The sequence below is a fragment of the Streptomyces sp. NPDC028314 genome (assembly GCF_055565795.1).
The window spans coordinates 36,323-62,658 of sequence record NZ_JBVHTP010000008.1; the positions used below are offsets into that span (position 1 = coordinate 36,323).

Sequence of the window (26,336 nt, forward strand, 5' to 3'; positions counted from 1 at the left end):
GGTCTCCACACTTCGTTCCCGGCAAGGACCCCGGGCCGCACGCAAGATGTCCGACAGCCGAGTCCGAATCGTTAGTGAGCCGACCCCGAAACGCGCGTGCGGAGGACGCCGATGCGCGGTCCGAGGCCGGGGCTTTCCCCTTTTCTACGTGGCCGCGCGGTACGGCAGCGTGGCCCAGGTCCGGGTGCCGCCGCCGGGCTCACGGGCCGGACCGAAGCCCCACTCCCCCTCGCGGTCGCGGACGACTGCGGCGAGGATCCGCAGGTGCCCCCGGCGGCGGGCCTCGCAGAGCGCGGCGAGCCGGGGGTGGGAGTGCGTGCCGTGGGCGTCGTAGACGATCAGGCGGAGTGAGTCGTCCCGGTACCGGACGGAAAGGTAGAGGTCATCCCCCGGGCTGCTGTGCCAGCCGGCGGCCATGAGTTCGCCGGTCACCTGGGCGGCGGCCGGTACGAGCGGGCCGAGGCGGTGCGCTCCCAGCACCGACGCGACGGTCCTCCGCGCGAGGGCCGCGCTGTACGGCTCCCCGGGGAGGGTGAGGCTGTAGCTGAGGGCGTACGGGGAGGGCGGCGCGTACGGGGTGGGTACGGGCTCCGCCCGGCAGGTCGTAACGGTTCGGGACATCGCTGACTCCTTGCGGTGGGCAGGAGCCGTGGCCTGCCGGGTCGCTCCGCCGGGGGCAGGGTGAACCGGTGCACTTCAACTCCCGTGGGTGAGCGTTGCGTTACCCACCGTAGACCCATGAGTGATACTTAAACCACATGATTGGTGGTAATTGCATCACCGTGGCCCTTCGGCGTGGCTCGCGGCAGACTTCGCTCATGCCACCGAGGACGACACCGACCTACCGACAAGCGCGGCTGGGCGCCGAACTGCGGCGCGTTCGCATGACAGCCGGGATGACGGCCGACGCCGCCGCGGGGCTGCTAGGTCTGGACCGGGGAAAGATCTCGAACATCGAGGCGGGAGTTCGCACACTCAGCCCCGAGCGACTGCGGACCCTGGCCGACAGCTGCTCCTGCACGGACGAGGCGTACGTCGACGCCCTTGTCGGGATGGCACAGCCGCGCGCACGTGGATGGTGGGACGAGTACAGGGGAAAGCTGCCTGCCGGCCTTCTCGACATCGCCGAACTGGAGTGGAACGCGACGCGGCTGCACACGGCCCAGACCGTGCACGTTCCCGGGCTGCTCCAGACCGAGGATTACGCGCGCTCCATCTTCGATGCGGTGCTGCCGGAGCTGCCACGTCTTGAGGTCGAGCTGCGGGTCGCCCAGCGCAACGCCCGGCAACAGGTGCTTCAGGGCGACCAGCCGACCCCGTACGTCGGCTACATACACGAGGCCGCGCTGCGCATGCAGTTCGGTGGCCGGGCAACTACCAAGCGCCAGCTCCAGCACCTCAACGAGCAGAGCGAGCGGGAGCACATCACGCTCCGAGTGCTCCCGGTCGAGCTGGGGATCTTCCCCGGTGCCGGACACGCCCTCCTGTACGCCGAAGGTCCGGTCAGGCGCCTCGACACGGCTCAGCTCGACACCGCGCACGGCCCGGTTTTCATGCATGCTGAGGCCCAGTTGGCCAAGTATTGGAGCCACTTGGAGTGGATGTCCAAGGCGGCGCTGTCACCAGAGGCGTCCCGCGGGTTCATCCACGCGATCGCCGGCAACCTCTAAGGAGCCCCATGCACGACATCTCGTGGGACGACGCGTTCTGCGGCGAGGGCAACAACTGCTACCGCTTCGGCACGGACGCGGACGGGAACAGCTACATCGCCGTCGCCGGTCAGGAGGCCACGTACCTCACCGACAGCGGTGACGCCCTCCGCCAGCTGATCCGGGACATCAAGGCCGGCAAGGCCGATCACCTGCTCTGAGTGCGAGCAGCACGACGGCCCCCGGCGTGGCGCCGGGGGCCGCAGCGTTGGTGCGGGGCACGAGCCGTTACGGCAGGTTCCTGGCCATGACGATGCGCTGGACCTGGTTCGTGCCTTCGTAGATCTGGGTGATCTTGGCGTCGCGCATCATGCGCTCCACCGGGTAGTCCCGGGTGTAGCCGTATCCGCCGAGCAGCTGGACCGCGTCGGTGGTGACCTCCATGGCGACGTCGGAGGCGAAGCACTTGGCCGCGGCGCCGAAGAACGTGAGGTCGCTGTCGACGCGCTCCGACTTGGCTGCGGCCGAGTACGTCAGCTGGCGGGCGGCCTCGATCTTCATGGCCATGTCCGCGAGCATGAACTGCACGCCCTGGAAGTCGCCGATCGGCTTGCCGAACTGCTTGCGCTCCTGGACGTAGCCCTTGGCGTAGTCCAGGGCGCCCTGCGCGATGCCGAGCGCCTGGGCGGCGATCGTGATGCGGGTGTGGTCCAGGGTCTTCATCGCGGTGGCGAATCCGGTGCCCTCGGCGCCGATCATGCGGTCGGCGGGGATCCGCACGTTGTCGAGGTAGACCTCGCGCGTCGGGGAGCCCTTGATGCCCAGCTTCTTCTCCGGGGCGCCGAAGGAGACGCCCTCGTCGCCCTTCTCCACGACGAAGGCGCTGATGCCCTTGGAGCGCTTCTCCGGGTCGGTCACGGCCATGACCGTGTAGTACTCGGAGACGCCCGCGTTGGTGATCCAGCGCTTGACGCCGTTGAGCACCCAGAAGTCCCCGTCGCGCACGGCGCGGGTCTTCATGCCGGCGGCGTCGGAGCCGGCGTCGGGCTCGGAGAGGGCGTACGAGAACATCGCGTCGCCCTTGGCCAGCGGGCCGAGGTACTTGGCCTTGAGCTCCTCGGAGCCGGAGAGGATCACCGGGAGCGAGCCGAGCTTGTTCACGGCCGGGATGAGGGAGGAGGAGGCGCAGACGCGGGCCACTTCCTCGATCACGATCACGGTGGCGAGCGCGTCGGCGCCGGCGCCGCCGTAGGTCTCGGGCACGTGCACGGCGTGCAGGTCGCTGGCGACCAGGGCGTCGAGGGCCTCCTGCGGGAAGCGGGACTCCTCGTCGACCGCCGCGGCGAACGGCAGGATCTTCGCCTCGGCGAGCGAGCGGACCGACTCGCGGAGCATGTCGTGCTCCTCGGCCGGGCGGTACAGGTCGAAGTCGGCAGAACCCGCCAAGATCTCTCACTCCCCAAGGTGATGCGTGATGCGTGCATTACGCATGCGTGATGCTAACTACCGTTAAGTAACCCAAATCTTAGTGTCCGGCGCCTCGGCAGCGATATGTAACGCGTACGTGAGCTGCGTGACAGCCCTGCCGGGGGCCGGGACTCCCCGGGGAGCGTCCCCGCCCGGACGCGGGGCTATGCTCGGTGGCCGCAAACGCCCCGCCACCCCTGGAGCACGCATGGCCCTCAAGATCACCGTGATCGGCACCGGCTATCTCGGCGCGACGCACGCCGCGGCGATGGCGGAGCTGGGCTTCGAGGTGCTCGGGCTGGACGTGGTCCCGGAGAAGATCGAGATGCTGGCCGCGGGCCGCGTCCCGATGTACGAACCCGGCCTGGAAGAGCTGCTGGCCTCCCACGTCGCGGGGCTGCCGGGCTCCACGGGGCGGCTGCGGTTCACGACCTCCTGGGCGGAGGTCGGCGCCTTCGGCGACGTCCACTTCGTCTGCGTGAACACCCCGCAGAAGCACGGCGAGTACGCGTGCGACATGTCCTACGTCGACTCCGCCATGGAATCCCTGGCCCCGCACCTGAGCCGGCCGGCCCTGGTCGTGGGCAAGTCCACCGTCCCGGTCGGCTCGGCCGAGCGGCTCGCGGCGAAGCTCGCGGCGCTCGCCCCGGCGGGCGGGGAGGTCGAGCTGGCCTGGAACCCGGAGTTCCTGCGGGAGGGCTTCGCCGTCCAGGACACCCTGCACCCGGACCGGATCGTCATCGGCGTCCAGGGCGAGCGCGCCGAGAAGCTGCTGCGCGAGGTGTACGAGACCCCCATGTCGGAGGGGACCCCGCTGGTGGTCACCGACTTCCCGACGGCCGAGCTGGTCAAGACCGCCGCGAACTCCTTCCTCGCGACGAAGATCTCCTTCATCAACGCGATGGCCGAGGTGTGCGAGGCGGCGGGCGGTGACGTGGTCAAGCTGGCCGAGGCCATCGGCTACGACGAGCGGATCGGCGCGAAGTTCCTGCGCGCGGGCATCGGCTTCGGCGGCGGCTGCCTGCCCAAGGACATCCGGGCGTTCATGGCCCGGGCGGGCGAACTGGGCGCGGACCAGGCCCTGACCTTCCTGCGGGAGGTCGACTCCATCAACATGCGCCGCCGCGGCCACATGGTCGAGCTGGCCCGGGAGGCGGTGGGCGGCTCCTTCCTCGGCAAGCGGGTCGCGGTGCTCGGCGCCACCTTCAAGCCGGACTCCGACGACGTGCGGGACTCCCCCGCGCTGAACGTGGCCGGGCAGATCCACCTCCAGGGCGGCCAGGTCACGGTCTACGACCCCAAGGGCATGGACAACGCCCGCCGCGTCTTCCCCACCCTGGGCTACGCGGACTCCGCGCTCGCGGCCGCCCGGGGCGCGGAGGTCGTCCTCCACCTCACCGAGTGGCGCGAGTTCCGCGACCTCGACCCGGCCGCGCTCGGCGAGGTCGTCACCGACCGGCTGGTCCTCGACGGCCGCAACGCGCTCGACCCCGCCCGCTGGCGGGACGCGGGCTGGACCTACCGCGCGATGGGCCGCCCGCGGGCGTGAGCCGGTGCGCGTGAGCGCCGCGGGCGAGCGGGCGCGTGCCCGCCGCGCGTGAGCCGGTGCGCGTGAGCCGGTGCGCGTGAGCGCCGCGGGTGGAGGGCCGTACGCCAACTGGCGCCCGCCCGCGCGCGCTTGCGTACGCGCGCCCCTCCGCCGGCCGGTTCCTCAGGCGGGGCCGGCGCCGCGGGAGCGGTAGGTGCGCATCTTGGCGCGGCTCCCGCAGACCGACATCGTGCACCAGCGGCCCCGGCCGGCCGGGCTGCGGTCGTAGTAGGCCCACTGGCAGTCCTCCGCCGCGCACGCCTTCAGCCGCGGCCAGGTCCCGGCCGCGAGGGACTCGGCGATCGCCTCCGCGACCCGGGCGGCCAGCGTGGGCCGGCCCGCCGCCAGCGCGGCGGCGCCCTCCTCGTCGACGCGTACCGCCAACGGGGCCCGGGCGAGCAGGCGGTTCAGCCCGGCCAGGGATCCGGCGGGCAGGGGGTGGCCGGCATGGGCGAGCAGCGCCCCGCGCAGGGCTTCCCGCAGCTCCACCGCTTCCGCGAGCAGGGAGCCGGACAGCCCGAACTCGCCCGCCAGCCTGTCCTCGCCGGTGTCCACGCTCAGCGTGTTGACGAGGGCCTCCACCAGTGCGAGACCCCCCGGTGCCGGTGCTCGTCCGCTCATGTCTGCGACGTTACCCCCTGGCCACGTGATGCGGTAACGCGTAGGGTGAGGGTTACCGGTAGGAAGCCCTAACCGGTAACCCTCCAGGCAAGGAGTTGCGCCATGGCCGTCGCCAAGCTCGGCACCGTCGTCCTCGACTGTCCCGATCCCCTCGCCCTCGCCGCCTTCTACGGCGCGCTGCTCGGCGGGACGCCCTCCCCGCAGGACGAGGAGTGGGTGGACCTGGCCGGGCACGAGGGGACTCCGCTCGCCTTCCAGCTGGCCCCCGGGCACGTCGCACCGAAATGGCCGTCCGGCGACGGCTCCCAGCAGTTCCACCTCGACCTGACGGTGGAGGACCTGGACGCAGCCGAGGAGCGCATCCTCGCCCTCGGCGCGAAGCCGCTCGACACCGGCGACCGCGACCGGTCCTGGCGGGTCTACGCCGATCCGGCCGGCCACCCCGTCTGCCTCTGCGCCTGCTGACCGACCGTCACCGGCCCGCTGACCAGGGCGCCTGCCGAGGCGCCCGGTACGGGGCCGGGCGCAGGGCCGCCGCGGAGCCCGCCAAGCCCTCCGAATAGACCGATTCGTGATCCGGCGGGGCCCGTGAGGGGTAAAAATGAGTAGGTAGACTAACGACCGATGACCACTACCAGCAGCCCTCCGACCACCCCCGCATCTGCGACGGCGCCCGCCACGCGTGACAGGCGGGGATCCTTCGACGCAGCCATGCGAGGACGCGGCGCCCTTCTGGGTATAGCGGGCTTCTGGCTGGCCAGCCGGGCAGCGATGCTCTGGATGCTCGTCAACAATTTCTACAGCTCGAACGTCGTTCGCGTGGAAATCACGGCGACCTACCACAACTGGTACAACGTCCTCGTCACGTGGACGATGCCGCACAACGACATCATGTGGCAGTACCCCCCGGCAGCCGCGGCGATCTTCCTCTCGCCCGACCTGCTGCCGTTCCTCACCTACTTCCAGGCCTTCGTCGCCCTCACGGTGCTCTGCGACGGCCTGATCCTCGTCGGCCTGATGCGCGCCGCCCGCCGCAGCGACGGCAGCATGGCGGGCGCCCTGCTGTGGCTGGTCTCGCTGCCGCTGCTGATGGCGACCCCGTTCGCGCGCTACGACGTGCAGGTCACCCTGCTCGCCGTCGCCTCGCTGCTGTGCCTGCGGTTCCGTCCGCGCCTCGGCGGCGTGATCGCCGGCCTCGGCGCGATGGTCAAGGTGTGGCCGCTGCTCACCCTGCTCGGCACCCCGCGCGGCAAGTCCACGCGGGACGCCGTCATCGCGGCCGCGCTCTCCTGCGTCGCACTGCTCGCCGTCTTCGCGGCGCTCTTCCGCGACACCCTCGGCTTCCTGGGCAACCAGGGCGACCGCGGTGTGCAGGTGGAGTCCCTCGGCGGCTCGGCGCTGATGTTCGGCATGAAGACGGGCATCTGGCCCGGCAAGATCAACTTCCAGTACGGGGCCTTCGAGTACGTCGGCCCGTACGTCTCCAGCATCGCGCGGGCCTCGCTCGGCCTGACGGTGATCGGGTTCCTCCTGCTGATCCTCTGGCGGATAAAGGCCCGGCGCTGGACGACCGCGACCCCGCTGGACGCGGCGCTCTGCGCCATCATGGTCTTCACCGTCACCAGCCGCGTGATCAGCCCCCAGTACATGATCTGGCTGCTCGGCCTCGCGGCCGTCTGCCTGACCTCCCGGCACACCACCCAGCGGCCGATCGCCTGGCTGCTGGTGGCGTCCACCGTGCTCACCACGCTGATCTTCCCGGTCTGGTACGGCTCGGACATCCTGCAGAACACCTGGATCGGCACGATCCTGCTGTGCCTGCGCAACGGCATGCTGCTGTACGCGACCATCTGGTCCGGTGTCCGGCTGTGGAAGGCGACGGTCTCTCCCGTCGCCGAGGCCCCGGCTCCGGCCGAGGCCAAGGCCCCGGCCGCTGCCTAAGCGGTTCTGCGGTGCTGTGCGGCGCGTGAGGTGAACTCCGCGTCGCGCAGCACCCTTTGTGCATTGCCCCAGGTCAGCAGGGCGAGGTCGGTCTCCGACCAGCCCCGCTCCAGGAGTTCGGCGACCAGCCTCGGGTAGCCCGAGGGATCCGCCAGACCGGCCGGCCGGGGGCTGCCCGGCTCGGCGCCGAACGCGGCGCCCAGGCCCACGCCGTGCGGACCCGCCAGGGCCCGTACGTGCTCCACGTGGTCCGCCACCGCGTGCAGGGAGTCTCCCGTCCGCGCGGTGTCGAAGGTGACCATCGCCAGCCCGTTCGCCGCGCGCAGCGCGAGCAGCACCTCGTCGGGCACGTTCCCCGGATGCGGGTTGAGGGCCGCCGCCGCGGTGTTGGAGATGATCACCGGGGCCTTGGAGGCGCCCGCGAGCTGGCAGGCCACCGCCGGCGGGCAGCCGGTCAGGTCCAGCAGCATCGCCAGCCGGTTCATCTCCCGGACCACCTCGTGCCCGAAGGCCGTCAGGTCCTCCTGCGCCCAGGGCGCGCCCGCCGGGGCGAGGATCCGTACGCCCAGGGCGTGGAACGCGCGCAGCGGACCCAGCGAGTCGGTCAGGGTGCGGCCGGGCACCGGCCCCAGGAACGAGGCGATGCGGCCGCGGTTGCGGCAGTCCGCCATGTCGTCGGGGGTCAGCGCGAGGCACAGGCTGTCGGGGTAGCGGCGCATCAGGGCCAGCGCCACGTCGATCTGTTCCAGGGTCTCGGACACCACCTGGTCGGGCTCCCCGGCCTGGCGCGGGGTCAGCAGCGACCAGAACTGCGCGCCCACGCCCCCGGCACGCAGCCGCGGGATGTCGGTGTCGACGCCCGTGTCCGGGGTGTCGATGTCGTGGTACGGGCTCTGGCGCAGGGTCCACACGAAGGTGTTGCACCCGTCCGCGACGGGGTGCTCGGCGATCAGCGCGGCAGCCCGGTCGAGGGGTCCGGCCCCCGTCGGGGGGACCGGCAGCTCATCGGCTCCGACGGAACCGGGGCCCACCGGGGCCACGGGGCTCGCGAGGGGTTCATCCTGCAGGTCGGCCATGGCGTTCGCTCCGGTCTCGGCGGCAGCGGGGAGAGAAGCAGGGTTCGTGTGGCCACGGTGACACGCGGGACGCGCGGGTTCGCGGCGGGTGTGGCGTTCGGGTGTCGCCCGCAGGTGGACACCCGTACGCACACCCGCCGCGCCGCACGTCGCGCGGACTACAGGACGCCGCCGCGCGGACTACAGGACGGCGTTGGACGGGCCCCGGGACGCCGAGAGCCCGGCCGCCACCGTTTCGGCGTCGCGCAGCGCCCGTACCGCGTTGGACCAGGTCAGCTTGGCCAGGTCGGCCCGCGACCAGCCGCGCGCCAGCAGCTCCGCGATCAGGTTCGGGTAGCCGGAGACGTCGTCCAGCCCGGCCGGGGTGAAGGCCGTGCCGTCGTAGTCGCCGCCGATGCCGATGTGGTCGACGCCCGCGACCTCGCGCATGTGGTCGAGGTGGTCCGCGACGGTGGCGGCGGTGGCCACCGGGCGCGGGCGCCCGGCCTCGAAGGCCCGGTGCAGGGCCATCGCCTCGGGGGTGGTGTCGAGGTGGTGGAAGCCGTGGGCGCGCAGGTTCTCGTCGGCGGCCAGGGTCCACTCGACGGCCGCGGGGAGGATGAACTTGGGAACGAAGGTGGCCATCGCCACGCCTCCGTTCGCCGGGAGCAGCTCCAGCACGTCGTCCGGGACGTTGCGCGGGTGGTCGCAGACCGCCCGGGCCGAGGAGTGCGAGAAGATGACCGGCGCCTGCGAGACGCGCAGCGCGTCCCGCATCGTCGTCGCGGCGACGTGCGAGAGGTCCACCAGCATGCCGATGCGGTTCATCTCGCGGACGACCTCGCGGCCGAACTCGCTCAAGCCCCCGTGCCGGGGCTCGTCGGTCGCCGAGTCCGCCCAGTCGATGGTGTCGTTGTGGGTGAGCGTCATGTACCGCACGCCCAGCTGGTGCAGGGCGCGCAGGGTGGCGAGCGAGTTGTTGATGGAGTGCCCGCCCTCGGCGCCCATCAGCGAGGCGATCCGGCCGTCGGCGCGGGCCGCCTCCATGTCGTCCGCCGTCAGCGCCCGCACCAGGGCCCGCGGGTAACGGGCGATCAGCTGGTCGACGACGTCGATCTGCTCCAGGGTGGCGCTGACCGCCTCGTCGCCCGCGTAGTCGGAGCGCACGTACACGGACCAGAACTGGGCTCCGACCCCGCCGGCGCGCAGCCGGGGGAGGTCGGTGTGCAGGTGGCCGCTCTGGTCGGCGGCGATGTCCCGCCGGTCGAGGTCGTACCGGACCTGCTCGCGCAGCGCCCACGGCAGGTCGTTGTGGCCGTCTACGACCGGATACTCGGCCAGCAGCTCACGCGCCTCGCCCAGGCGCTGCGCGGCGCTCACTTGCCGAATCCGAAGGACTCCGCGCCCGCGACCTTGGCGCGCAGCCGCTTGCCCTTCTCGGTGGCCTGGTCGTTCAGCTCCTGCTGGAACTCCCGCATCCGGACCAGCAGCTCCGGGTCGTGCGCGGCCAGCATCCGTACGGCCAGCAGCCCCGCGTTGCGCGCCCCGGCGACCGAGACGGTGGCGACGGGAACCCCGGCGGGCATCTGGACGATCGACAGCAGCGAGTCCATGCCGTCGAGGTACTTCAGCGGCACCGGGACGCCGATGACGGGCAGCGGGGTGACCGAGGCGAGCATGCCGGGCAGGTGGGCGGCGCCGCCCGCGCCCGCGATGATCGCCTTCAGGCCGCGCCCGTCGGCCTGCTCCCCGTACGCGATCATCTCGTGCGGCATCCGGTGCGCGGAGACCACGTCGACCTCGTAGCGGATCTCGAACTCGTCGAGGGCCTGGGCGGCGGCCTCCATGACGGGCCAGTCCGAGTCGGAGCCCATGACGATGCCGATGACGGGGCCTGCGGTGGAGGTGCTCATTCCGTGATCGTCCCTCGGAGGTAGCCGGCTGCGTGACGTGCGCGCTCCAGCACATCGTCCAGGTCGTCGCCGTAGGTGTTGACGTGGCCGACCTTGCGGCCGTGTTTCACGTCCTTGCCGTACATGTGGATCTTGAGCTGGGGGTCGTGGGCCATGCAGTGCAGGTACGCCGCGTACATGTCGGGGTAGTCCCCGCCCAGTACGTTCGCCATGACCGTCCAGCGGGCGCGGGGGCGCGGGTCGCCCAGCGGGAGGTCCAGGACCGCCCGTACGTGGTTGGCGAACTGGGAGGTGATCGCGCCGTCCTGGGTCCAGTGGCCGCTGTTGTGCGGGCGCATGGCCAGTTCGTTGACCAGGATCCGGCCGTCGGTGGTCTCGAAGAGCTCCACGGCCAGGTGGCCGGTCACGCCCAGCTCCTTGGCGATGCGCAGGGCCAGCGCCTGGGCCTCGCCCGCCAGCTCCTCGGACAGGTTCGGGGCGGGGGCGATCACCGTGTCGCAGACCCCGTCCACCTGGACGGACTCCACGACGGGGTAGGCCACCGCCTGGCCGTGCGGGGAGCGCACGATGTTGGCCGCGAGTTCGCGGACGTAGTCCACCTTCTCCTCGGCCAGGACCGGGACGCCCGCCTTGAACGGGGCCTCCGCGTCCTCAGGGGTGCGGACGAACCACACGCCCTTGCCGTCGTACCCGCCGCGCACCGTCTTGAGGATGACGGGGAAGCCGCCGACCTCGTCCGCGAAGGCCGCCGCGTCCGCCGGATCCGTAACGATCCGGTGACGAGGGCTCGGCGCGCCGATCTCGTCGAGCTTGGCGCGCATCACCCCCTTGTCCGCCGCGTGGACCAACGCGTCGGGCCCCGGACGGACGGGAACGCCGTCCGCTTCCAGGGCCCGCAAGTGCTCGATGGGTACATGCTCGTGGTCGAAAGTGATCACATCGCAGCCGCGCGCGAAGGCGCGCAACGTCTCCAGATCGCGATAGTCGCCGATGACGACATCGCTCACGACCTGGGCCGCCGAGTCCTGTGGGGTGTCACTGAGGAGCTTGAATCTGATGCCGAGGGGGATGCCCGCCTCGTGGGTCATGCGGGCGAGCTGTCCGCCGCCGACCATGCCGACTACCGGGAACGTCACGCCTCCAGGGTATCCGCCGGTATTCCGCCATCCGGACGCAGCCCTGGCGCGGAGTCGCCCCAGTGGCGCGTGTGCCGTACGTCGCACGGGGTGCGAAGGCACAGACGCCCCTCCGGGGGGACACTTAACATGTACGGGTTGACGAAAAAATGCGTGGCGTCCCGGAGCGGGGCGCGGACACACCCGACGACGGACAGGGACTGACCAATCACATGAGCACGCCGAAAGCTGCACCGCTGTCCGAGCGCTTCCGCGGTCTCGCCCGGGAGGCCGTCAAGTTCGGCGCGGTGGGCGGACTGGGCGTACTGGTCAATTTCGGTGTGTTCAACCTGCTCCGGAGCACGACCGACCTCCAGACCGTGCGGGCCAACGTCATAGCCATCGTGGTGGCCATCGTCACGAACTACATCGGCTTCCGCTACTTCACCTACCGCGACCGCGACCTCGGCAGCCGCCGCCGCGAGATGATCCTTTTCATCCTCTTCAGCGGCATCGGCATGGTGATCGAGAGCGGCGTGCTCTACGTGGCGACGTACGGGTTCGGCCTGGACAGCTCGCTGCAGAACAACATCTTCAAGTTCTTCGGCATGGCCGTGGCGACCGTCTTCCGCTTCTGGTCGTACCGGACCTGGGTCTTCAAGGCCCTGCCCACGGCGGCCGCGCCCTCGCTGGTCGTCGAGCAGCGCGACGGCGCCGCGGACGCGCCCGTCACCCCCCGCACCCCCGAGCCCGCCGCCTAGGCCGTACGGCCTACCGGACCGTCCGCTGGGGCTCCGTCCGCTCCGGCGCGGTCCGGCTGAGGAACAGCGCGAACACCGGCGGCTGCGTCTGGAGCAGCTCCAGGCGGCCGCCGTCCGCCTCCGCGAGGTCCCGGGCGACCGCAAGACCGATCCCGGTCGAGTTCCGGCCGCTGATGGCCCGCTCGAAGATCCGGTTGCCGAGGTCCGGCGGGACGCCGGGGCCCTCGTCCGTCACCTCCAGGACCGCCTGGTTCCCGGTCACCCGGGTGCGCAGCGCGACCGTTCCGCCACCGTGCATGAGGGCGTTCTCCACGAGGGTGGCCAGCACCTGCGAGACCGCGCCCGGGGTTCCCACGGCGCGCATGCCCGTCTTCCCGGAGCGCACGATGGCCCGCCCGGCGCTGCGGTAGGCCGGCCGCCACTCCTCCACCTGCTGCTTGACGACCTCGTCCAGGTCGAACGGGACCGCCGAGCCGGTCCGCGGGTCCCGCGAGTTCGTCAGCAGCCGCTCGACCACGTCCGTGAGCCGCTCCACCTGCGTGAGGGCGATGGTCGCCTCTTCCCGTACGGTCGCCAGGTCGTCGGTGACCGTGATCTCCTCCAGCCGCATCGACAGGGCCGTCAGCGGGGTCCGCAGCTGGTGCGAGGCGTCCGCGGCCAGGCGCCGCTCGGCCGTGAGCATCCTGGCGATCCGCTCCGCGCTGGAGTCCAGCACGTCCGCGACCCGGTCCAGCTCGGGAACCCCGTAGCGCTTGTGCCGGGGCCGCGGGTCGCCCGATCCCAGCCGCTCCGCCGTCTCGGCGAGGTCGGTGAGCGGGGAGGCCAGCCGGTTGGCCTGGCGCACGGCGAGCAGTACGGCCGCCACGACGGCCAGCAGCGCCACCGCCCCGACCACCGCCAGGGTGCGGCCGACCTCCTTGGTGACCGTGGAGCGGGACGCCTCGACCACCACCACCTCGCCCTGCTCACCGTGCGCGGTGCCCCGGATGACGCTGTCGTCGATCCGGTCGCCGACCTCGACGGGCGGCTGCCCCGGAACGCTGATGCGGGCGTACTTGCCGACGTCCAGCTGCTCGGCGAGCGCCGCGGGGTTGATCGGCTTGTGCTCCAGGACGTTCGACTCGACGATGCCCACCAGGCGCAGCGCCTCGGATCCGATCCGGTCCTGGGCGCTGCTGGTGATGGTCCGGGTCTCGACGATGACCAGGGAGACCCCGAACACGGCGATCACGACGAGCACCACGGCGAGCGTGGAGTTGATCAGGCGGCGGCGCATGACTCAGTAAGTACTAGCTCTTCTCGAACCGGAAGCCGACGCCCCGGACGGTGGCGATGTAGCGGGGGTTCGCGGCGTCGTCGCCCAGCTTCTTGCGCAGCCAGGAGATGTGCATGTCGAGGGTCTTGGTGGAGGACCACCAGGTGGTGTCCCAGACCTCGCGCATCAGCTGGTCGCGGGTGACGACGCGGCCCGCGTCCCGCACGAGGACCCGCAGGAGGTCGAACTCCTTCGCGGTCAGCTGGAGCTCCTCCTCCCCCATCCAGGCCCGGTGCGACTCGACGTCGATCCGCACGCCGTGGGTGGCGGGCGCCTGGGAGGCCTCGTTCGCGCCGCGCCGCAGCAGGGCCCGGACCCGGGCGAGGAGTTCGGCGAGCCGGAAGGGCTTGGTCACGTAGTCGTCGGCGCCGGCGTCCAGGCCGACGACCGTGTCGACCTCGTCGGCGCGGGCGGTGAGGACCAGGATCGGGAAGCCGTGCCCCTCGGCACGCAGCCGTCGGGCCACCTCCAGGCCGTCCATCCCCGGCAGTCCGAGGTCCAGGACGACGAGGTCGACGCCGCCCTGCAGTCCCGCGTCCAGGGCGGAGGGGCCGTCCTCCCGGACCTCGACCTCGTAGCCCTCCCGGCGCAGGGCGCGGGCCAGGGGTTCCGAGATGGATGCGTCGTCCTCGGCGAGCAGTACACGCGTCATGTGGGTGATGGTAGTCCGCACGGGATGCAAGGAGGGGCACGCCTACAAGGCCCTGCCTATCTGGGCTTATGAACTACTAACCGCCTTCGAATATGGTGAATCGGTTCCCGCGCCGCCTGTGATCCATATCTCAAGTCCTTCCATATGCCGCAGTGTCGTGTCGTATGGTGGCGAGACGCCTGATGCACTACCCAGGGGATCTTTGTGCCGTAAAGCGAGCCGAAGACCTCAAATTCTGCTCTGGTCGGTTTTAGCCGGCCCAGATGACAGTGAATGACCTGTGGGCCGGGCCCCTCGCGCGAAGATGCGCGGAGGGCGTGGATCCCGGTTACGGACCTTCCTTCGCTCCCCACCCCGTGGGGCGAGACCCCTGGGCGTGGGGTGGGTGATCCGTCGCCGGTGCCGGCCACCCCCCACCGGGCGCCGTCGAGCTCACGAAGCCAGGCGTCCCGAGCAAGCAAGGATCGACCATGGCTTCCAGCCTGACGACGGCTTCTCCGAGCCCCGCTCACGAGAAGACCTTCCTCGGCCACCCGATCGGCCTGGCCACGCTGTTCATGACCGAGATGTGGGAGCGTTTCTCCTACTACGGCATGCGTGCGCTTCTCGTCCTGTACTTGGTCTCCGGCGGTACGGACGCCGCGACCGGGAGCCAGGGCGGTGGCCTGGGCTTCAAGATGGGCGCGGCCACGGCGATCTACTCCGTGTACGTGGCCATGGTCTACCTGATGGCCATGCCCGGCGGCTGGTTCGGCGACCGCGTCTGGGGCGCCCGCAAGACCGTCACCATCGCCGGCTTCGTGATCATGGCGGGGCACGTGGCGCTGGCGCTGCCCGGCCAGATCGCGTTCTTCGCCGGTCTGCTGCTGGTCGCGGTCGGCTCCGGTCTGCTGAAGGCCAACATCTCCACGATGGTCGGCCACCTGTACAAGGGCCCGGACGACCCGCGCCGTGACGGCGGCTTCACGCTGTTCTACATCGGCATCAACCTGGGCGCCTTCGGTGCCCCGTGGGTGATCGGCATCGTCGGCGAGGTCGTCAACTGGCACCTCGGCTTCCTGCTCGCCGCGATCGGCATGGGTGCCGGCCTGGCCATGTTCCTGGTGTTCGGCCGCACGCTGAGCCCGCAGAGCAGCGTCGTCCCGAACCCGCTGTCGTCCTCCGAGCGCAGCAGCCTCATCGTCAAGGCCGTCGCCGTCTTCGCGATCGTCGCCGCGTTCTACGGCACCGTGACCGCCCTCGGCATGTTCACGATCAACTGGGCGCTGTACCCGATCACCATCGCCGGTCTGGTCATCCCGATCACCGTTCTGGTCCGCATCAAGCGGGACAAGGACCTGTCGGGCCCCGAGCAGTCCAAGATGACGGCGTACATCTGGTTCTTCGTCGCCGCCGCCGTGTTCTGGATGATCTACGACCAGGGCGGCTCGACCCTGTCGCTGTTCGCCGACTCCAAGACCGGCTCGATCTTCGGCTGGACCCCGTCGACCGTTCTGTACCAGGCCCTGAACCCGCTGTTCGTCATGGCGCTGGCCCCGGTCTTCGCCTGGCTGTGGCTGTGGCTGGCCCGCAAGAACCAGGAGCCGAACACCATCGTGAAGTTCGCGATGGGCCTGGTCCTGGTCGGCGGATCCTTCTTCGTCTTCATCGTCCCGATGAGCATGGCGGGCGACGGCACCAAGGTGTCGCCGATGTGGCTGGTCTCGATCTACATGATCCAGACCATCGCCGAGCTGTGCCTCTCCCCGGTCGGCCTCTCGGTCACCACGAAGATGGCGCCGCAGAAGTACGCCTCCCAGATGATGGGCGTCTGGTTCCTCGCGGTCACCGCCGGTGACTGCACCACGGGTCTGCTGTCGCTCGCCGGCGTGGACCTGAACGGGACCGTGATCATCGGCATGCAGGCGGCACTCGCCGCGCTCGCGGGCCTCGCGGTCTACATGTACCGCCAGAAGGTCCAGGCGCTCATGGGCGACGTGCACTGACGCACCCCCGCACGCGAAGGAGCGGCCCGTCCCACCTCACGGTGGGGCGGGCCGCTCCTTTTGCCGTTACCGGGTGCCGCGCAGGCGGCGCCACGGGGTGAAGGTGAACACCGCCGCGCCGAGCAGGATCACCGTGCCGGCGACCAGGGCCAGGGCCTTGATGCCGCCCTCGTCCTGCGCGCCGGTCTCGGCGAGGCCGCCCGAGGCGGGCGTGCCCGTGGTGCTGCCGGTGGTGGACGGGGAGCCGGAGCCCCCGGCCTGGGCGGTGGTGTCCAGCTCCAGCGAGACGCCGCTGCTGGCCGCCTTGCAGGGCACGTTGATCGGCGTGGCGCCCGGGGCCATCGTGACGTCGATCGTCAGCTGGTCGGGGCTCAGCGTCACCTTGCCGGTCTTGCCGGGCTTGTAGGTACCGGTCATGTCACTGAGGCTGACCGGGGCCTTGTCCGGGATCGGCTCCGCGTTGGCCGGTCCGGAGACCTTGACCGTGCCGCTGTCGGCGCCGCCGAGCTTGATGTCCATCGAGGGCTTGAGGGCCCCCGCGGGCAGGGCCATGGGACTGGCCATCGCACCCTTGGCGGTCTTGACGGTCAGGTCGTAGGAGCCGCCGTTCTTCTTGGCGCTGATGGTGACCGGGGTCTTGATGCCGCCGGGGACGACCGGTCCGCAGTCGAAGGCGACCTCGACGGGCTTGCCCGGGAAGTCGGTCTGGCCGCCGGAGCCGCCGGTGGTGGAGCCGGTGGTGGAGCCGGTGGTGCCGCCTGAGGTCGTCGTACCGCCGGAGGTCGTGGAGCCGCCGGTGGTGGAGCCCGTCGTACCGCCGGTGGTGCCTCCGGTGGTCCCGCCGCCGTCGGTGACCTTGATCGTGGCGCCCACCCCGGCCGCCTCCTGCGGCGAGCACTTGGTGATGAAGCCGCTGAAGTCCACGTCGTACTTGCCGGGGGTGATCGTGACGTCCCCGGCCTTGGTCAGCTTGATCTTGCCCTTCATGTCGGACATCACCATGGGGGCCTTCTTCGGGATGGGCGGGTTCTTCCGCTCGCCCTCCAGCTTCACCTCCTGGCTCTGCGCGCCGCCCAGCTTCACGTAACCGGTGGGCTTGACCGTGTCCTTGCCCAGGTCCATGAGGTCGGTGTTGTTCGAGGCCGGCTTGACGGTCTTCCAGACCACCTCGACCTCGTCGCCCACCTTGGCGGTGGCGGGCGCGGTGATCGAGACGGTGGTCGTGCCCTGGACCGGACCGCCACCGCCTGCCGGCGGGATGCATTCCACTTTGTACGAGACGTCGGCCGCCTGGGCGGGGGCGGCCGCCAGCAGGATGCCCGCGCCGCCGAACAGCAGCGCGACAGCGGCCGCGCTCACCCTCCGTTGGGTCTTCACGAATGTCCCTTCGTCGTCGGACGGTTCTCAGACGGTGCGGACGTCTGTGGTGCAGGTGGGGATTTCGATTCCGGTGGAGCCGGTGGAACCGGTTGAGCCGGTTGAGCCGGTTGAGCCGGTGGTGCTTGCGGCCCCGGCGCGCTGTCCGGGGTGAACCACGGCAGGACCGCCGTGGTGGTCTGGGGGGACTCCGCCGGGTCTGCGGAGCGCGCGGGCGCGGATCGCCGTACGGCCGCGATCCTCGGCAGCCGCGCCGTGACCGCCACCGCCGCCGGGTCCGCCGCCCTGGCGCCCCGGTGGCGGCCCGCGGCCGGCCCGCCGCGCGGCCGGACCCGGTCGACGACGGCCATGCCGATGCGGAACACCGCGGTCGGGATCACCAGCAGGAGCAGGCCCCAGAACAGCAGCACCCCGTACGGGCGGTCCACGCCCCAGGGCTGCGTGGCCAGGACCTTGTCCCCGTACTTGAGCGAGACCGTGTAGTCGCCGTGGGCGCCCGCGGACAGCGCCACGTCCAGCCTGATCTCCGCCTTGCCGCCCGGCGGGATGGTGCCCTTCCACCGGGCTTCCTCCCACAGCGGGGCGAACACCCCGTGGGCGGTGCCGAGCTGGAAGACCGGGTCCTTGACCGGCGCCGAGCCGAGGTTGCCGACGGTGACCGTGAACTTCCGGGCCGGCGGAGCGCCGAACCAGGTCAGGACCCCGTCCTCGCCCTCCAGCCGGACCCCGGTGAGCATCGCGAGGCGGGCCGTGCCGGACTCGGTGGGCAGCTCGGCCACGGGGTGGTCGGTGATCTTCAGGGGCGCCGCGACGGTGGACTGGTCCCCGTTGACGGAGGTCACGTTCACCACGCAGGGGCAGGGCTTGGGCGGCTCCACGACCGGGAGCTGGGCGGTGAAGTGCCCGTCGTCGGCGACCGCGACCGCGACGCCGTCGGCATTGGCGCAGCTGTTGGTGCCGCCGATCATGTTCTGCCCGCAGACCAGCAGCATCACCATCGTCTTGGCCCGCCACCCGGCGCCGGTGACGGTGATCCCGGTGCCCTTGGCGACCTCCTGGAGCGAGAGCGCCACGGTCGGCTTGCCCTCGTCGGCCGCGGCCGGGGCGGCGGCCGGGAGCAGCACGAGGGCCGAGGCCGCGAGGGCCAACGCCGCCAGTGCCGCCGCGACGCGGGTTCCGAGCCTTTCGCCGACCGTCCCGCCGACCTTGGCGCTCACCTGGATGCTCCCGTCAACTCGTGTTCCACCGGCGTGGGTCGGTCCTGTCGCGCTACGGGTCCCTCGCGGGTCCGCGGCCGCCCGCGGGTCCGCCTGGTGCGTACGAGGAGCAGCGCGGCCGTCGCGAGCGCGCCGAGGAGGAGCAGCCCGAGGCCCGTCCGGGCGGCGATCCCCCAGGGCAGGAACCACGCCGAGGCGGTGCCCGTGGCCCGGGCGCCGCCGGGGGCGGTGACGGTGAGGGTGAGGCGGACCTCGTCGAACACCGGGGCCCCGGGCCAGGGTTCGGTGAGCTCCACCCGCTGGCCGGGCAGCAGTTCCACCGGCAGGGCGCGGACTCCGCGCCCGGGGACCTCGCCGAAGCGGCCCTCGGCGCGGATCCCCAGCTCGGGGGCGAGGGCCACGTTGCCCCGGTTGACCAGGGTGTAGGCGACGACCGCGGCCGCGCCTTCGCCGCGTACGGAGACGTCCTCGACGGTGAGGGCCGCCAGCGTCGGGCCGCCGACCCGCAGGTGGACCCGTACGCCCACCTCGCGGCCGGCTTCGGTGGCGACGACGGCGGCGGGGTGGTCGCCGGGCGGGGTCGCGGGCGGCACGGTGAGCGTGAACGGGACCACCGCGCGGGTGCGGGGCGGGACCTTCACGGTGGCGCCCGCGCCGAAGCTGATCCAGGAGCCGGCTCCGGTGGACCCCTCGGCGGGGCGCACGGCGAAGGCGCCGTCGGCGGTGTTGTAGGCGTCGGCCCCGCGCAGGGTGACGGTGTGCTCCTGGTCGGTGGTGTTGGCCAGGGCCAGGCGGTCCTCCAGCACGGTGCCGGCGGTGCCCGCGAGGTAGAAGTACGGGCGCGCGGCGCCTGCCGCGTGCCCGGCGGCCGGTTCCGCGGTCCAGCCGGGTTCGTCGGCGGCAGCGGCGGGCGGGGCGGGGAGCAGCGTCGCGGCGCCGAGGAGCAGCGCGGCGGCGAGCAGCGCGGGGCCGATCCGCCGGGCGATGCCGGGCAGGGACAGGGTCCGGGTCAGGGCCGGGCGCTGGGACGGAGATACCGGCATGGGCACGGGCATGGGCGGGGCCGCTCCGTTCAGGACCGGGCCCGCTGGCCCTGCCGGCCGCGCCGGGTCAGCCAGAGCACGCCGGCGGCGCCGGACAGCAGCACGGTGGCGCCGAGGGTGCCGAGTGCGAGGGCGGAGTCGGCGGGGCCGGTCTGCGGGAGGGTGTCGACGGCGCCGCCGCCGGACGGGGTCCCCTCGGCCGGCCCGCCGCCGGGGGCCGTCACGTCGAGCTCCAGGGACGGCTTCGGGCTGTTGCCCGGGGTGCAGGTGGTGACGGTGCTCATGGCCTTGATGGTGAGCACGCCCGCCGTGAAGGTGACCTTGCCGCTCTTCTTGGGGGTGTAGGTGCCCGAGAGGTCGGTGATCTTGATCGGGGTGTCCGGGGGCACGGCCTCGGGGTTGGGCGGTCCGGAGACGGGGACCGAGCCCTTCTCCGCGCCGTCGACGGCGATGACGGCGCTGGGGTTCATCGCGCCCTTGCCCAGCTCGATGGGACTGGAGGAGACGCCCCGCTGGAAGGACATCGTCAGCTTGTACGCGTCGCCTTCCTTGACCGCCTTGATGTCGATGGGCGAGACCGCCGACTTGTCCCCGATCGGGGTCACGCAGTTGTAGGCGACGTCGACCACGTCGGCGTGGGCCGCGGGGGCGGCCAGCAGGACGGCCGCCGATCCGGCCAGCGCGGAGGCCAGCGCGAGCGCGGTGGAGCGTTTCCGGTTGGACACCTTCGTCTTCCCCTCGGACCTTTGACCCGTGACGACCGGCAAGTTACTGACGGCACATCAGATTGGTGGCTCAAGGTACGCCCGGGGCCTTACGGAGGGAAGACACGGGACAGGCCCGGATCGGAGGCCGGCCGACGGCGTGTCGGCCGGCGGGAATCCGGCCAACCCGGCCGGACCCCGGCCCGCTCAGGCCGTACGTACGCCTCGCTGCCAGACCGCGGAGACCAGCGGAACCCCGGGGCGGTAGGCGAGGTGGACGTGGCTGGGGGCCTCCAGCAGCGCCAGGTCGGCGCGGGCTCCGGGGGTGACGGCGCCGATGTCCGTACGGCGCAGGGCCCGGGCACCGCCCGCGGTGGCCGACCAGAGGGCCTCGTCGGGGGTCATCCGCATGTCCCGGACGGCGAGCGCGATGCAGAACGGCATGGAACTCGTGTAGGAGGAGCCGGGGTTGCAGTCCGTGGACAGGGCCACGGTGGCGCCGGCGTCGATGAGGCGACGGGCATCGGGCCACTGGGCCCGGGTGGAGAACTCGGCGCCGGGGAGCAGCGTGGCCACGGTGGTGCCGGCGGCCTGCGCGAGGGCGTCCACGTCGGCGTCCGTGAGGTGGGTGCAGTGGTCGGCGGAGGCGGCCTCCAGCTCGACGGCCAGCTGCACGCCGGGGCCGTAGGAGAGCTGGTTGGCGTGGACGCGCGGGATCAGCCCGGCGGCGGCGCCGGCGGTGAGGATCGCGCGGGCCTGGTCGCCGTCGAAGGCGCCCTTCTCGCAGAACACGTCCACCCAGCGGGCGTACGGGGCGCAGGCGGTCAGCATCTCGCCGGTGACGAGGTCGACGTAGGCCGCCGGGTCCTCGGCGTAGTCCGGGGAGACGATGTGCGCGCCGAGGTAGGTGACCTCCTCGGTGTGCGCGGCGGCGATGCGCAGGGCGCGGGCCTCGTCGGCGACGGTGAGGCCGTAGCCGGACTTGGTCTCGAAGGTCGTCGTGCCCTGGCGGCGGGCCTCGTCGAGGTGGCGTACCAGATTGGCTTCGAGCTCGGCGTCGGTGGCGGCGCGGGTGGCGGCGACGGTGGTGCGGATGCCTCCGGCGGAGTAGCTGCGGCCGGACATCCGGGCGTTGAACTCGGCGGTGCGGTCGCCGGCGAAGACGAGGTGGGAGTGGGAGTCGACGAAGCCGGGGATCAGGGCGCGGCCGTGGGCGTCGAACGCCGTGTCCGTGGCCGGGGCCTTCGCGGCGGGGCCGACCCAGGCGATCCTGTCGTCCTCGATGACGACGGCCGCGTCCTGGAGGAGGCCGAGGGGGGAACCGTCGCCGAGGGCGGGGTCGTTGGTGACGAGGCTGCCGATGTTCTTGATGAGGGTGGTGGTCACGGGGTTCCTCTCAGGGGTTCCTTCCCCCACCCCGCCCCTTCCCGAAACCGGGGCTCCGCCCCGGACCCCGCGCCTCAAACGCCGGCGGGGCTGGAGATGCCGCTGCGCGGCATTTCCAGCCCGCGCGGCGTTTGAGCGCACGGGCGCGCAGCGTCCGTACGGGGGGTCCGGGGGGCTTGCCCCCGGTTTCGGGAAGGGGCGGGGTGGGGGACGAGCAGCGTCAGCCGCGGAGGGCTGCGATGGACTCGGCCAGGGCCGACGGGACGTCGGGGACCAGGGTGTGGGCGCCGTCGCGGACGATGTGGCGGCCCGCCACGACGGTGTGACGGACATCGGCGGCCGTCGCCGCGAACACCGCCGTCTCGGCGCCCAGCCGCGGCAGCGGCCCCGCCGTCCGTACGGAGTCCAGGGCGATGGTGGTGAAGTCCGCGAGCGCGCCGCTCTCCAGGCGGCCCGCGTCCGGCAGGCCGAGCGCCGCGTGGCCGCCTGCGGTGGCGGCGGTGAGCAGGGCGTTCGCCGTCCAGTGGCCGCGGGTGCGGCTGCGCAGGCGCTCGTTCAGCTCCATCGCGCGGGCCTCTTCCAGCAGGTCGATCACCGCGTGGCTGTCGCTGCCGAGGGAGAGCGGGCTGCCCGCGTGCTGGAGGCGGCCGGCCGGGCCGATCCCGTCGGCCAGGTCCCGTTCGGTGGTGGGGCACATGCAGGTGCCGGTGGTGGTGCCGCCGAGGAGGGCGATGTCCGCGTCGGTGAGGTGCGTGTTGTGCACACCGGTGGTGCGCGGGCCGAGCACGCCGTGGTCGGCCAGCAGCTGGGTCGGGGTGCGGCCGTGGGCGGCCTGGCAGGCGTCGTTCTCGGCGGTCTGCTCGGAGAGGTGGACGTGCAGCGGAGCCCGGCGCTCCTGCGCCCAGCGGGCCACGGTGGCGAGCTGCCCCGCGGGGACGGCGCGGACCGAGTGGACGGCGGCGCCGATCAGGGCGTGCGCGCGGGGCTTGAGGGCGCCGACCCGCTCGGCCCAGGCGTCGGCGGTGCCGTCGGAGAAGCGCTGCTGGTGGGCGTTGGGGGCCTCGCCGAAGCCCGCCGAGAGGTAGGCGGTGTCGAGGAGGGTGATCCGGATGCCGGCCGCGGCGGCGGCCTCGATCAGCGCCTCGCCCATGGCGTTCGGGTCGGCGTAGGGGGTGCCGCCGGGGGCGTGGTGGACGTAGTGGAACTCGCCGACGTTGGTGATGCCGGCCAGGGCCATCTCCGCGTACACCGCGCGGGCCAGGGCGAAGTAGGTGTCCGGGGTGAGGTTCTGGGCGACCTTGTACATGAAGTCGCGCCAGGTCCAGAAGGTGCCGCTGCCGACCTGGACGGTACCGCGCAACGCCCGGTGGAAGGCGTGCGAGTGCGCGTTCGCCAGCCCGGGGACGGTGAGCCCGCGCAGGACCTCCGCGCCGGGGGGCGGCGTCTCGGCCTCGGTCCGCAGAGCGGCGATCCGCCCGTCGGCGCCCACCTCCAGGGCCACGCCCGGCTCGACATGGGTGCCGAGCCAGGCGTGCTCCAGCCAGTACGTCTTCAGCGGCACGCGAGACCTTCCAGTACGTCGGCGAGGGCGAGGACGCCGGCCACGCAGTCGTCCTCGGCGGCGAACTCCTTCGGGGAGTGGGAGACGCCGGTGGGATTCCGTACGAACAGCATGGCGGTCGGGACGGCGGCGGAGAGGATTCCCGCGTCGTGTCCCGCCCCCGTGCCGAGGACCGGGACGGCCCCGCCCAGGATCCGGTTCATCTCGTCGCGCAGGGCGTGCTCGAACTCGACGACCGGGGTGAAGGACTCCCGGACGATCTCCAGGTCGATCCCGTCCTGGTCGGCGCGCTCGCGGGCGGCCTTCTCCACCGCCGTGACGACCGTGTCCAAGGTGGCCTGGTCGGCGGCGCGGGAGTCGAGCCAGCCGCGCACCAGCGAGGGGATGGCGTTGACCCCGTTGGGCTCGACCGCGATCTTCCCGAAGGTGGCGACGGCGCCGGCGAGGGCCGCCTCGGTGCGGGCGGCCAGCACGGTCGCCGCGTACGTGAGCATCGGGTCGCGCCGGTCCACGAGCCGGGTGGTGCCGGCGTGGTTGGCCTCGCCGTGGAAGTCGAACCGCCAGCGGCCGTGCGGCCAGATCGCGGAGGCGATGCCGACCCGGTCCCCGGACAGGTCCAGGGCGCGGCCCTGCTCGACGTGCAGCTCGACGAAGGCGCCGATCCGGGCCAGGCGTTCGGGATCGGCCCCGATGGCCTGCGGGTCGTACCCGGCGGCCTCCATGGCCCGGGGCAGCGTGATGCCGTCCGCGTCGCGGAGCTCGTACGCCTTCTCCTTGGTCAGCTGCCCGGCGGCGAGCCGGGAGCCGACGCAGGCGAGGCCGAAGCGGGCCCCTTCCTCGTCACCGAAGTTGGTGATGGCCAGCGGCCTGGAGAACGCCGCTCCCCGCCCGCGGAGCTCGTCCAGCGCGGCGAAGGAGGAGACCACGCCGAGGGGGCCGTCGAAGGCCCCGCCGTCGGGGACGGAGTCCAGGTGCGAGCCCGTGACGACGGCGTCCCCGGCGAGGGGGTCGCCGAGCCAGGCCCACTGGTTGCCGTTGCGGTCCGTCTCGTACGTGAGGCCGCGGGCCTGCGCCTGCTCCCGGAACCAGGTCCGGCAGTCGGCGTCGGCGCCGCTCCAGGCGTAGCGGCGGTACCCGCCGGAGTCCGCGTGGCGGCCGATGGGCCGGAGCTCGGCCCACATCTCGTGGAACGAGGCTCCGGCCGCGGAGGCGTGCTGGGTCACGCCGGGTCACCTTCGCGCATGGGGACGCGGACACCGCGCTCGTCCGCCACCGATTCGGCGATGTCGTAGCCCGCGTCGACGTGGCGGATGACACCCATGCCGGGGTCGTTGGTCAGCACGCGGCGGATCTTCTCGCCCGCGAGCTTGGTGCCGTCCGCGACGGTGACCTGGCCGGCGTGGATCGAGCGGCCCATGCCGACGCCGCCGCCGTGGTGGATGGACACCCAGGAGGCGCCGGAGGCGACGTTCACCATGGCGTTGAGCAGCGGCCAGTCCGCGATCGCGTCGGAGCCGTCCAGCATGGCCTCGGTCTCGCGGTACGGGGAGGCCACGGAGCCGCAGTCGAGGTGGTCGCGGCCGATGGCCAGCGGCGCGGCGAGCGTGCCGTCGGCGACCATCTCGTTGAAGCGCTCGCCGGCCTTGTCGCGCTCGCCGTAGCCGAGCCAGCAGATGCGTGCGGGCAGGCCCTGGAAGTGGACGCGCTCGCCGGCCATCTTGATCCAGCGGTGCAGGGACTCGTTCTCGGGGAAGAGTTCGAGCATCGCCTTGTCGGTCTTGTGGATGTCCGAGGCCTCGCCGGACAGCGCCGCCCAGCGGAAGGGGCCCTTGCCCTCGCAGAAGAGGGGGCGGATGTAGGCGGGGACGAAGCCGGGGAAGGCGAAGGCGCGGTCGTAGCCGGCCAGCTGGGCCTCGCCGCGGATGGAGTTGCCGTAGTCGAAGACCTCGGCGCCGGCGTCCATGAAGCCGACCATGGCCTCCACGTGCTTGGCCATGGACTCGCGGGCGCGGGTGGTGAAGCCCGCCGGGTCCTTGGCGGCGTAGTCCGCCATGTCGTCGAACTCGACGCCGACCGGCAGGTAGGCGAGCGGGTCGTGGGCGGAGGTCTGGTCCGTCACGATGTCGATCGGGGCGCCCTCGGCCAGCATCTGCGGCAGCAGCTCGGCCGCGTTGCCGAGCAGGCCGATGGAGAGCGGCTTGCGGGCGTCGCGCGCCTCGACGGCGAGGCGCAGCGCGTGCTGGAGGCTGTCGGCCTTCACGTCGAGGTAGCGGTGCTCGATGCGGCGCTCGATGGCGCGCGGGTCGACGTCGATGCAGATCGCGACGCCGTCGTTCATCGTCGCGGCCAGCGGCTGGGCGCCGCCCATGCCGCCGAGGCCGGCGGTGAGGGTGATGGTGCCCGCGAGGGTGCCGCCGAACTTCTTCGCGGCGACGGCCGAGAAGGTCTCGTACGTGCCCTGGAGGATGCCCTGGGTGCCGATGTAGATCCACGAGCCGGCCGTCATCTGGCCGTACATGGTCAGGCCGAGGTTCTCCAGGCGGCGGAACTCCTCCCAGTTGGCCCAGTCGCCGACCAGGTTGGAGTTCGCGAGCAGGACGCGCGGCGCCCACTCGTGGGTCTGCATCACGCCGACCGGGCGGCCGGACTGGACGAGCATCGTCTCGTCCTGCTTCAGCGTGCGCAGGGTGCGGACCATGGCGTCGTACGAGCGCCAGTCGCGCGCGGCCTTGCCGGTGCCGCCGTAGACGACGAGCTTGTCGGGGTGCTCGGCGACCTCGGGGTCGAGGTTGTTCTGGAGCATCCGCAGGGCGGCCTCCTGCTGCCATCCCAGGGTGCTGAGTTCGGTGCCTCGCGCGGCCCGTACGGGGCGGGGTCCTGACATGGCGGTGCCTCCTCCGGTGTTGGTCAATCCATTCACATCCTTGCTCGCTGAATAGATTCAGTCAACAGCTGCGGGCGGCTCCGTCGGATGATGGGATGCGGA

General features: G+C 72.0%; 24 protein-coding genes. 7 read left to right on the forward strand and 17 right to left on the reverse strand.

All coding sequences use genetic code 11. The features are described from left to right. Nucleotides 1–144 precede the first annotated feature (144 nt). A complete protein-coding gene (locus ACZ4TG_RS19265) occupies nucleotides 145–621 on the reverse strand; it encodes an ATP-binding protein (RefSeq protein WP_468164238.1) in 477 nt (158 codons plus the stop codon). A 197-nt stretch (nucleotides 622–818) separates the two neighbouring features. Between ACZ4TG_RS19265 and ACZ4TG_RS19270 the strand changes: the two genes are divergently transcribed. Both ACZ4TG_RS19270 and ACZ4TG_RS19275 read left to right on the forward strand, forming a co-directional pair. Beyond that, nucleotides 819–1,670 carry a helix-turn-helix domain-containing protein gene (locus tag ACZ4TG_RS19270; RefSeq protein WP_468164240.1) on the forward strand — a complete coding sequence of 284 codons (852 nt, stop codon included), beginning with the start codon at nucleotides 819–821 and terminating at the stop codon, nucleotides 1,668–1,670. Nucleotides 1,671–1,678: 8 nt separating this feature from the next. Beyond that, nucleotides 1,679–1,870: a hypothetical protein gene (locus ACZ4TG_RS19275; RefSeq protein WP_468164242.1), complete on the forward strand. Its 192-nt coding sequence runs from the start codon at nucleotides 1,679–1,681 to the stop codon at nucleotides 1,868–1,870. A 67-nt stretch (nucleotides 1,871–1,937) separates the two neighbouring features. Here ACZ4TG_RS19275 and ACZ4TG_RS19280 read toward each other — a convergent pair whose 3' ends face one another. Further along, a complete protein-coding gene (locus ACZ4TG_RS19280; protein ID WP_266839411.1) occupies nucleotides 1,938–3,095 on the reverse strand; it encodes an acyl-CoA dehydrogenase family protein in 1,158 nt (385 codons plus the stop codon). Between the two features lie 229 nt (nucleotides 3,096–3,324). Between ACZ4TG_RS19280 and ACZ4TG_RS19285 the strand changes: the two genes are divergently transcribed. Beyond that, a complete protein-coding gene (locus tag ACZ4TG_RS19285; protein WP_468164244.1) occupies nucleotides 3,325–4,665 on the forward strand; it encodes a UDP-glucose dehydrogenase family protein in 1,341 nt (446 codons plus the stop codon). A gap of 162 nt (nucleotides 4,666–4,827) precedes the next feature. Here ACZ4TG_RS19285 and ACZ4TG_RS19290 read toward each other — a convergent pair whose 3' ends face one another. Next, nucleotides 4,828–5,325, reverse strand: coding sequence for a CGNR zinc finger domain-containing protein (locus ACZ4TG_RS19290; protein WP_468164246.1), 498 nt, complete (start codon nucleotides 5,323–5,325; stop codon nucleotides 4,828–4,830). A gap of 102 nt (nucleotides 5,326–5,427) precedes the next feature. Here ACZ4TG_RS19290 and ACZ4TG_RS19295 point away from each other — a divergent pair, with 102 nt between their 5' ends. Both ACZ4TG_RS19295 and ACZ4TG_RS19300 read left to right on the forward strand, forming a co-directional pair. Next, the gene (locus ACZ4TG_RS19295; RefSeq protein ID WP_468164248.1) at nucleotides 5,428–5,790 is read left to right on the forward strand and encodes a VOC family protein; all 363 of its coding nucleotides are present in this window, start codon (nucleotides 5,428–5,430) and stop codon (nucleotides 5,788–5,790) included. Nucleotides 5,791–6,096: 306 nt separating this feature from the next. Then, entirely contained in the window at nucleotides 6,097–7,266 is a 1,170-nt protein-coding gene (locus tag ACZ4TG_RS19300; protein ID WP_468164250.1) for a glycosyltransferase 87 family protein, read from the forward strand. Here the strand turns inward: ACZ4TG_RS19300 and ACZ4TG_RS19305 are convergent. The 4 genes from ACZ4TG_RS19305 to ACZ4TG_RS19320 form a co-directional block, all read right to left on the reverse strand. Then, entirely contained in the window at nucleotides 7,263–8,342 is a 1,080-nt protein-coding gene (locus tag ACZ4TG_RS19305; RefSeq protein WP_468164252.1) for a membrane dipeptidase, read from the reverse strand. The two genes, ACZ4TG_RS19300 and ACZ4TG_RS19305, sit on opposite strands and share 4 nt — an antisense overlap. Nucleotides 8,343–8,522: 180 nt before the next feature. Further along, nucleotides 8,523–9,701, reverse strand: a complete 1,179-nt coding sequence (locus ACZ4TG_RS19310; protein WP_468164254.1) for a dipeptidase — start codon at nucleotides 9,699–9,701, stop codon at nucleotides 8,523–8,525. Further along, entirely contained in the window at nucleotides 9,698–10,234 is a 537-nt protein-coding gene (gene purE, locus ACZ4TG_RS19315) for a 5-(carboxyamino)imidazole ribonucleotide mutase (RefSeq protein ID WP_468164256.1), read from the reverse strand. The genes ACZ4TG_RS19310 and purE overlap by 4 nt, the downstream gene beginning before the upstream one ends. Then, nucleotides 10,231–11,349 (reverse strand): 5-(carboxyamino)imidazole ribonucleotide synthase, encoded by a 1,119-nt coding sequence (locus ACZ4TG_RS19320; RefSeq protein WP_468164827.1) that lies wholly within the window; start codon nucleotides 11,347–11,349, stop codon nucleotides 10,231–10,233. Before ACZ4TG_RS19320 ends, purE begins: the two co-directional genes overlap by 4 nt. A 233-nt stretch (nucleotides 11,350–11,582) precedes the next feature. Between ACZ4TG_RS19320 and ACZ4TG_RS19325 the strand changes: the two genes are divergently transcribed. Next, a complete protein-coding gene (locus ACZ4TG_RS19325) occupies nucleotides 11,583–12,110 on the forward strand; it encodes a GtrA family protein (RefSeq protein WP_468164258.1) in 528 nt (175 codons plus the stop codon). A 10-nt stretch (nucleotides 12,111–12,120) separates the two neighbouring features. On the opposite strand, the gene ACZ4TG_RS19330 is transcribed toward ACZ4TG_RS19325, so the two are convergent. After that, complete coding sequence (locus ACZ4TG_RS19330; RefSeq protein ID WP_468164260.1) at nucleotides 12,121–13,386, reverse strand: ATP-binding protein; 1,266 nt, start codon at nucleotides 13,384–13,386, stop codon at nucleotides 12,121–12,123. A gap of 13 nt (nucleotides 13,387–13,399) precedes the next feature. After that, nucleotides 13,400–14,077: a response regulator transcription factor gene (locus ACZ4TG_RS19335; protein WP_468164262.1), complete on the reverse strand. Its 678-nt coding sequence runs from the start codon at nucleotides 14,075–14,077 to the stop codon at nucleotides 13,400–13,402. Between the two features lie 470 nt (nucleotides 14,078–14,547). Here ACZ4TG_RS19335 and ACZ4TG_RS19340 point away from each other — a divergent pair, with 470 nt between their 5' ends. After that, nucleotides 14,548–16,062: a peptide MFS transporter gene (locus tag ACZ4TG_RS19340; protein ID WP_468164264.1), complete on the forward strand. Its 1,515-nt coding sequence runs from the start codon at nucleotides 14,548–14,550 to the stop codon at nucleotides 16,060–16,062. 66 nt (nucleotides 16,063–16,128) lie between these two features. On the opposite strand, the gene ACZ4TG_RS19345 is transcribed toward ACZ4TG_RS19340, so the two are convergent. The 8 genes from ACZ4TG_RS19345 to hutU form a co-directional block, all read right to left on the reverse strand. Then, the gene (locus tag ACZ4TG_RS19345) at nucleotides 16,129–17,439 is read right to left on the reverse strand and encodes a hypothetical protein (protein WP_468164266.1); all 1,311 of its coding nucleotides are present in this window, start codon (nucleotides 17,437–17,439) and stop codon (nucleotides 16,129–16,131) included. Beyond that, complete coding sequence (locus tag ACZ4TG_RS19350) at nucleotides 17,436–18,656, reverse strand: hypothetical protein (RefSeq protein WP_468164268.1); 1,221 nt, start codon at nucleotides 18,654–18,656, stop codon at nucleotides 17,436–17,438. The genes ACZ4TG_RS19345 and ACZ4TG_RS19350 overlap by 4 nt, the downstream gene beginning before the upstream one ends. Beyond that, nucleotides 18,653–19,699 (reverse strand): hypothetical protein, encoded by a 1,047-nt coding sequence (locus ACZ4TG_RS19355; RefSeq protein WP_468164270.1) that lies wholly within the window; start codon nucleotides 19,697–19,699, stop codon nucleotides 18,653–18,655. The genes ACZ4TG_RS19350 and ACZ4TG_RS19355 overlap by 4 nt, the downstream gene beginning before the upstream one ends. 29 nt (nucleotides 19,700–19,728) lie before the next feature. Beyond that, nucleotides 19,729–20,424: an LPXTG cell wall anchor domain-containing protein gene (locus ACZ4TG_RS19360; protein WP_468164272.1), complete on the reverse strand. Its 696-nt coding sequence runs from the start codon at nucleotides 20,422–20,424 to the stop codon at nucleotides 19,729–19,731. Between the two features lie 186 nt (nucleotides 20,425–20,610). After that, the gene (hutI, locus tag ACZ4TG_RS19365; RefSeq protein WP_468164274.1) at nucleotides 20,611–21,789 is read right to left on the reverse strand and encodes an imidazolonepropionase; all 1,179 of its coding nucleotides are present in this window, start codon (nucleotides 21,787–21,789) and stop codon (nucleotides 20,611–20,613) included. Between the two features lie 220 nt (nucleotides 21,790–22,009). Next, nucleotides 22,010–23,350, reverse strand: a complete 1,341-nt coding sequence (locus tag ACZ4TG_RS19370) for a formimidoylglutamate deiminase (RefSeq protein ID WP_468164276.1) — start codon at nucleotides 23,348–23,350, stop codon at nucleotides 22,010–22,012. Further along, nucleotides 23,341–24,531 (reverse strand): allantoate amidohydrolase, encoded by a 1,191-nt coding sequence (locus ACZ4TG_RS19375; protein ID WP_468164829.1) that lies wholly within the window; start codon nucleotides 24,529–24,531, stop codon nucleotides 23,341–23,343. Before ACZ4TG_RS19375 ends, ACZ4TG_RS19370 begins: the two co-directional genes overlap by 10 nt. Before the next feature lie 38 nt (nucleotides 24,532–24,569). Further along, complete coding sequence (gene hutU / locus ACZ4TG_RS19380) at nucleotides 24,570–26,234, reverse strand: urocanate hydratase (protein ID WP_468164278.1); 1,665 nt, start codon at nucleotides 26,232–26,234, stop codon at nucleotides 24,570–24,572. Nucleotides 26,235–26,336 lie beyond the last annotated feature (102 nt).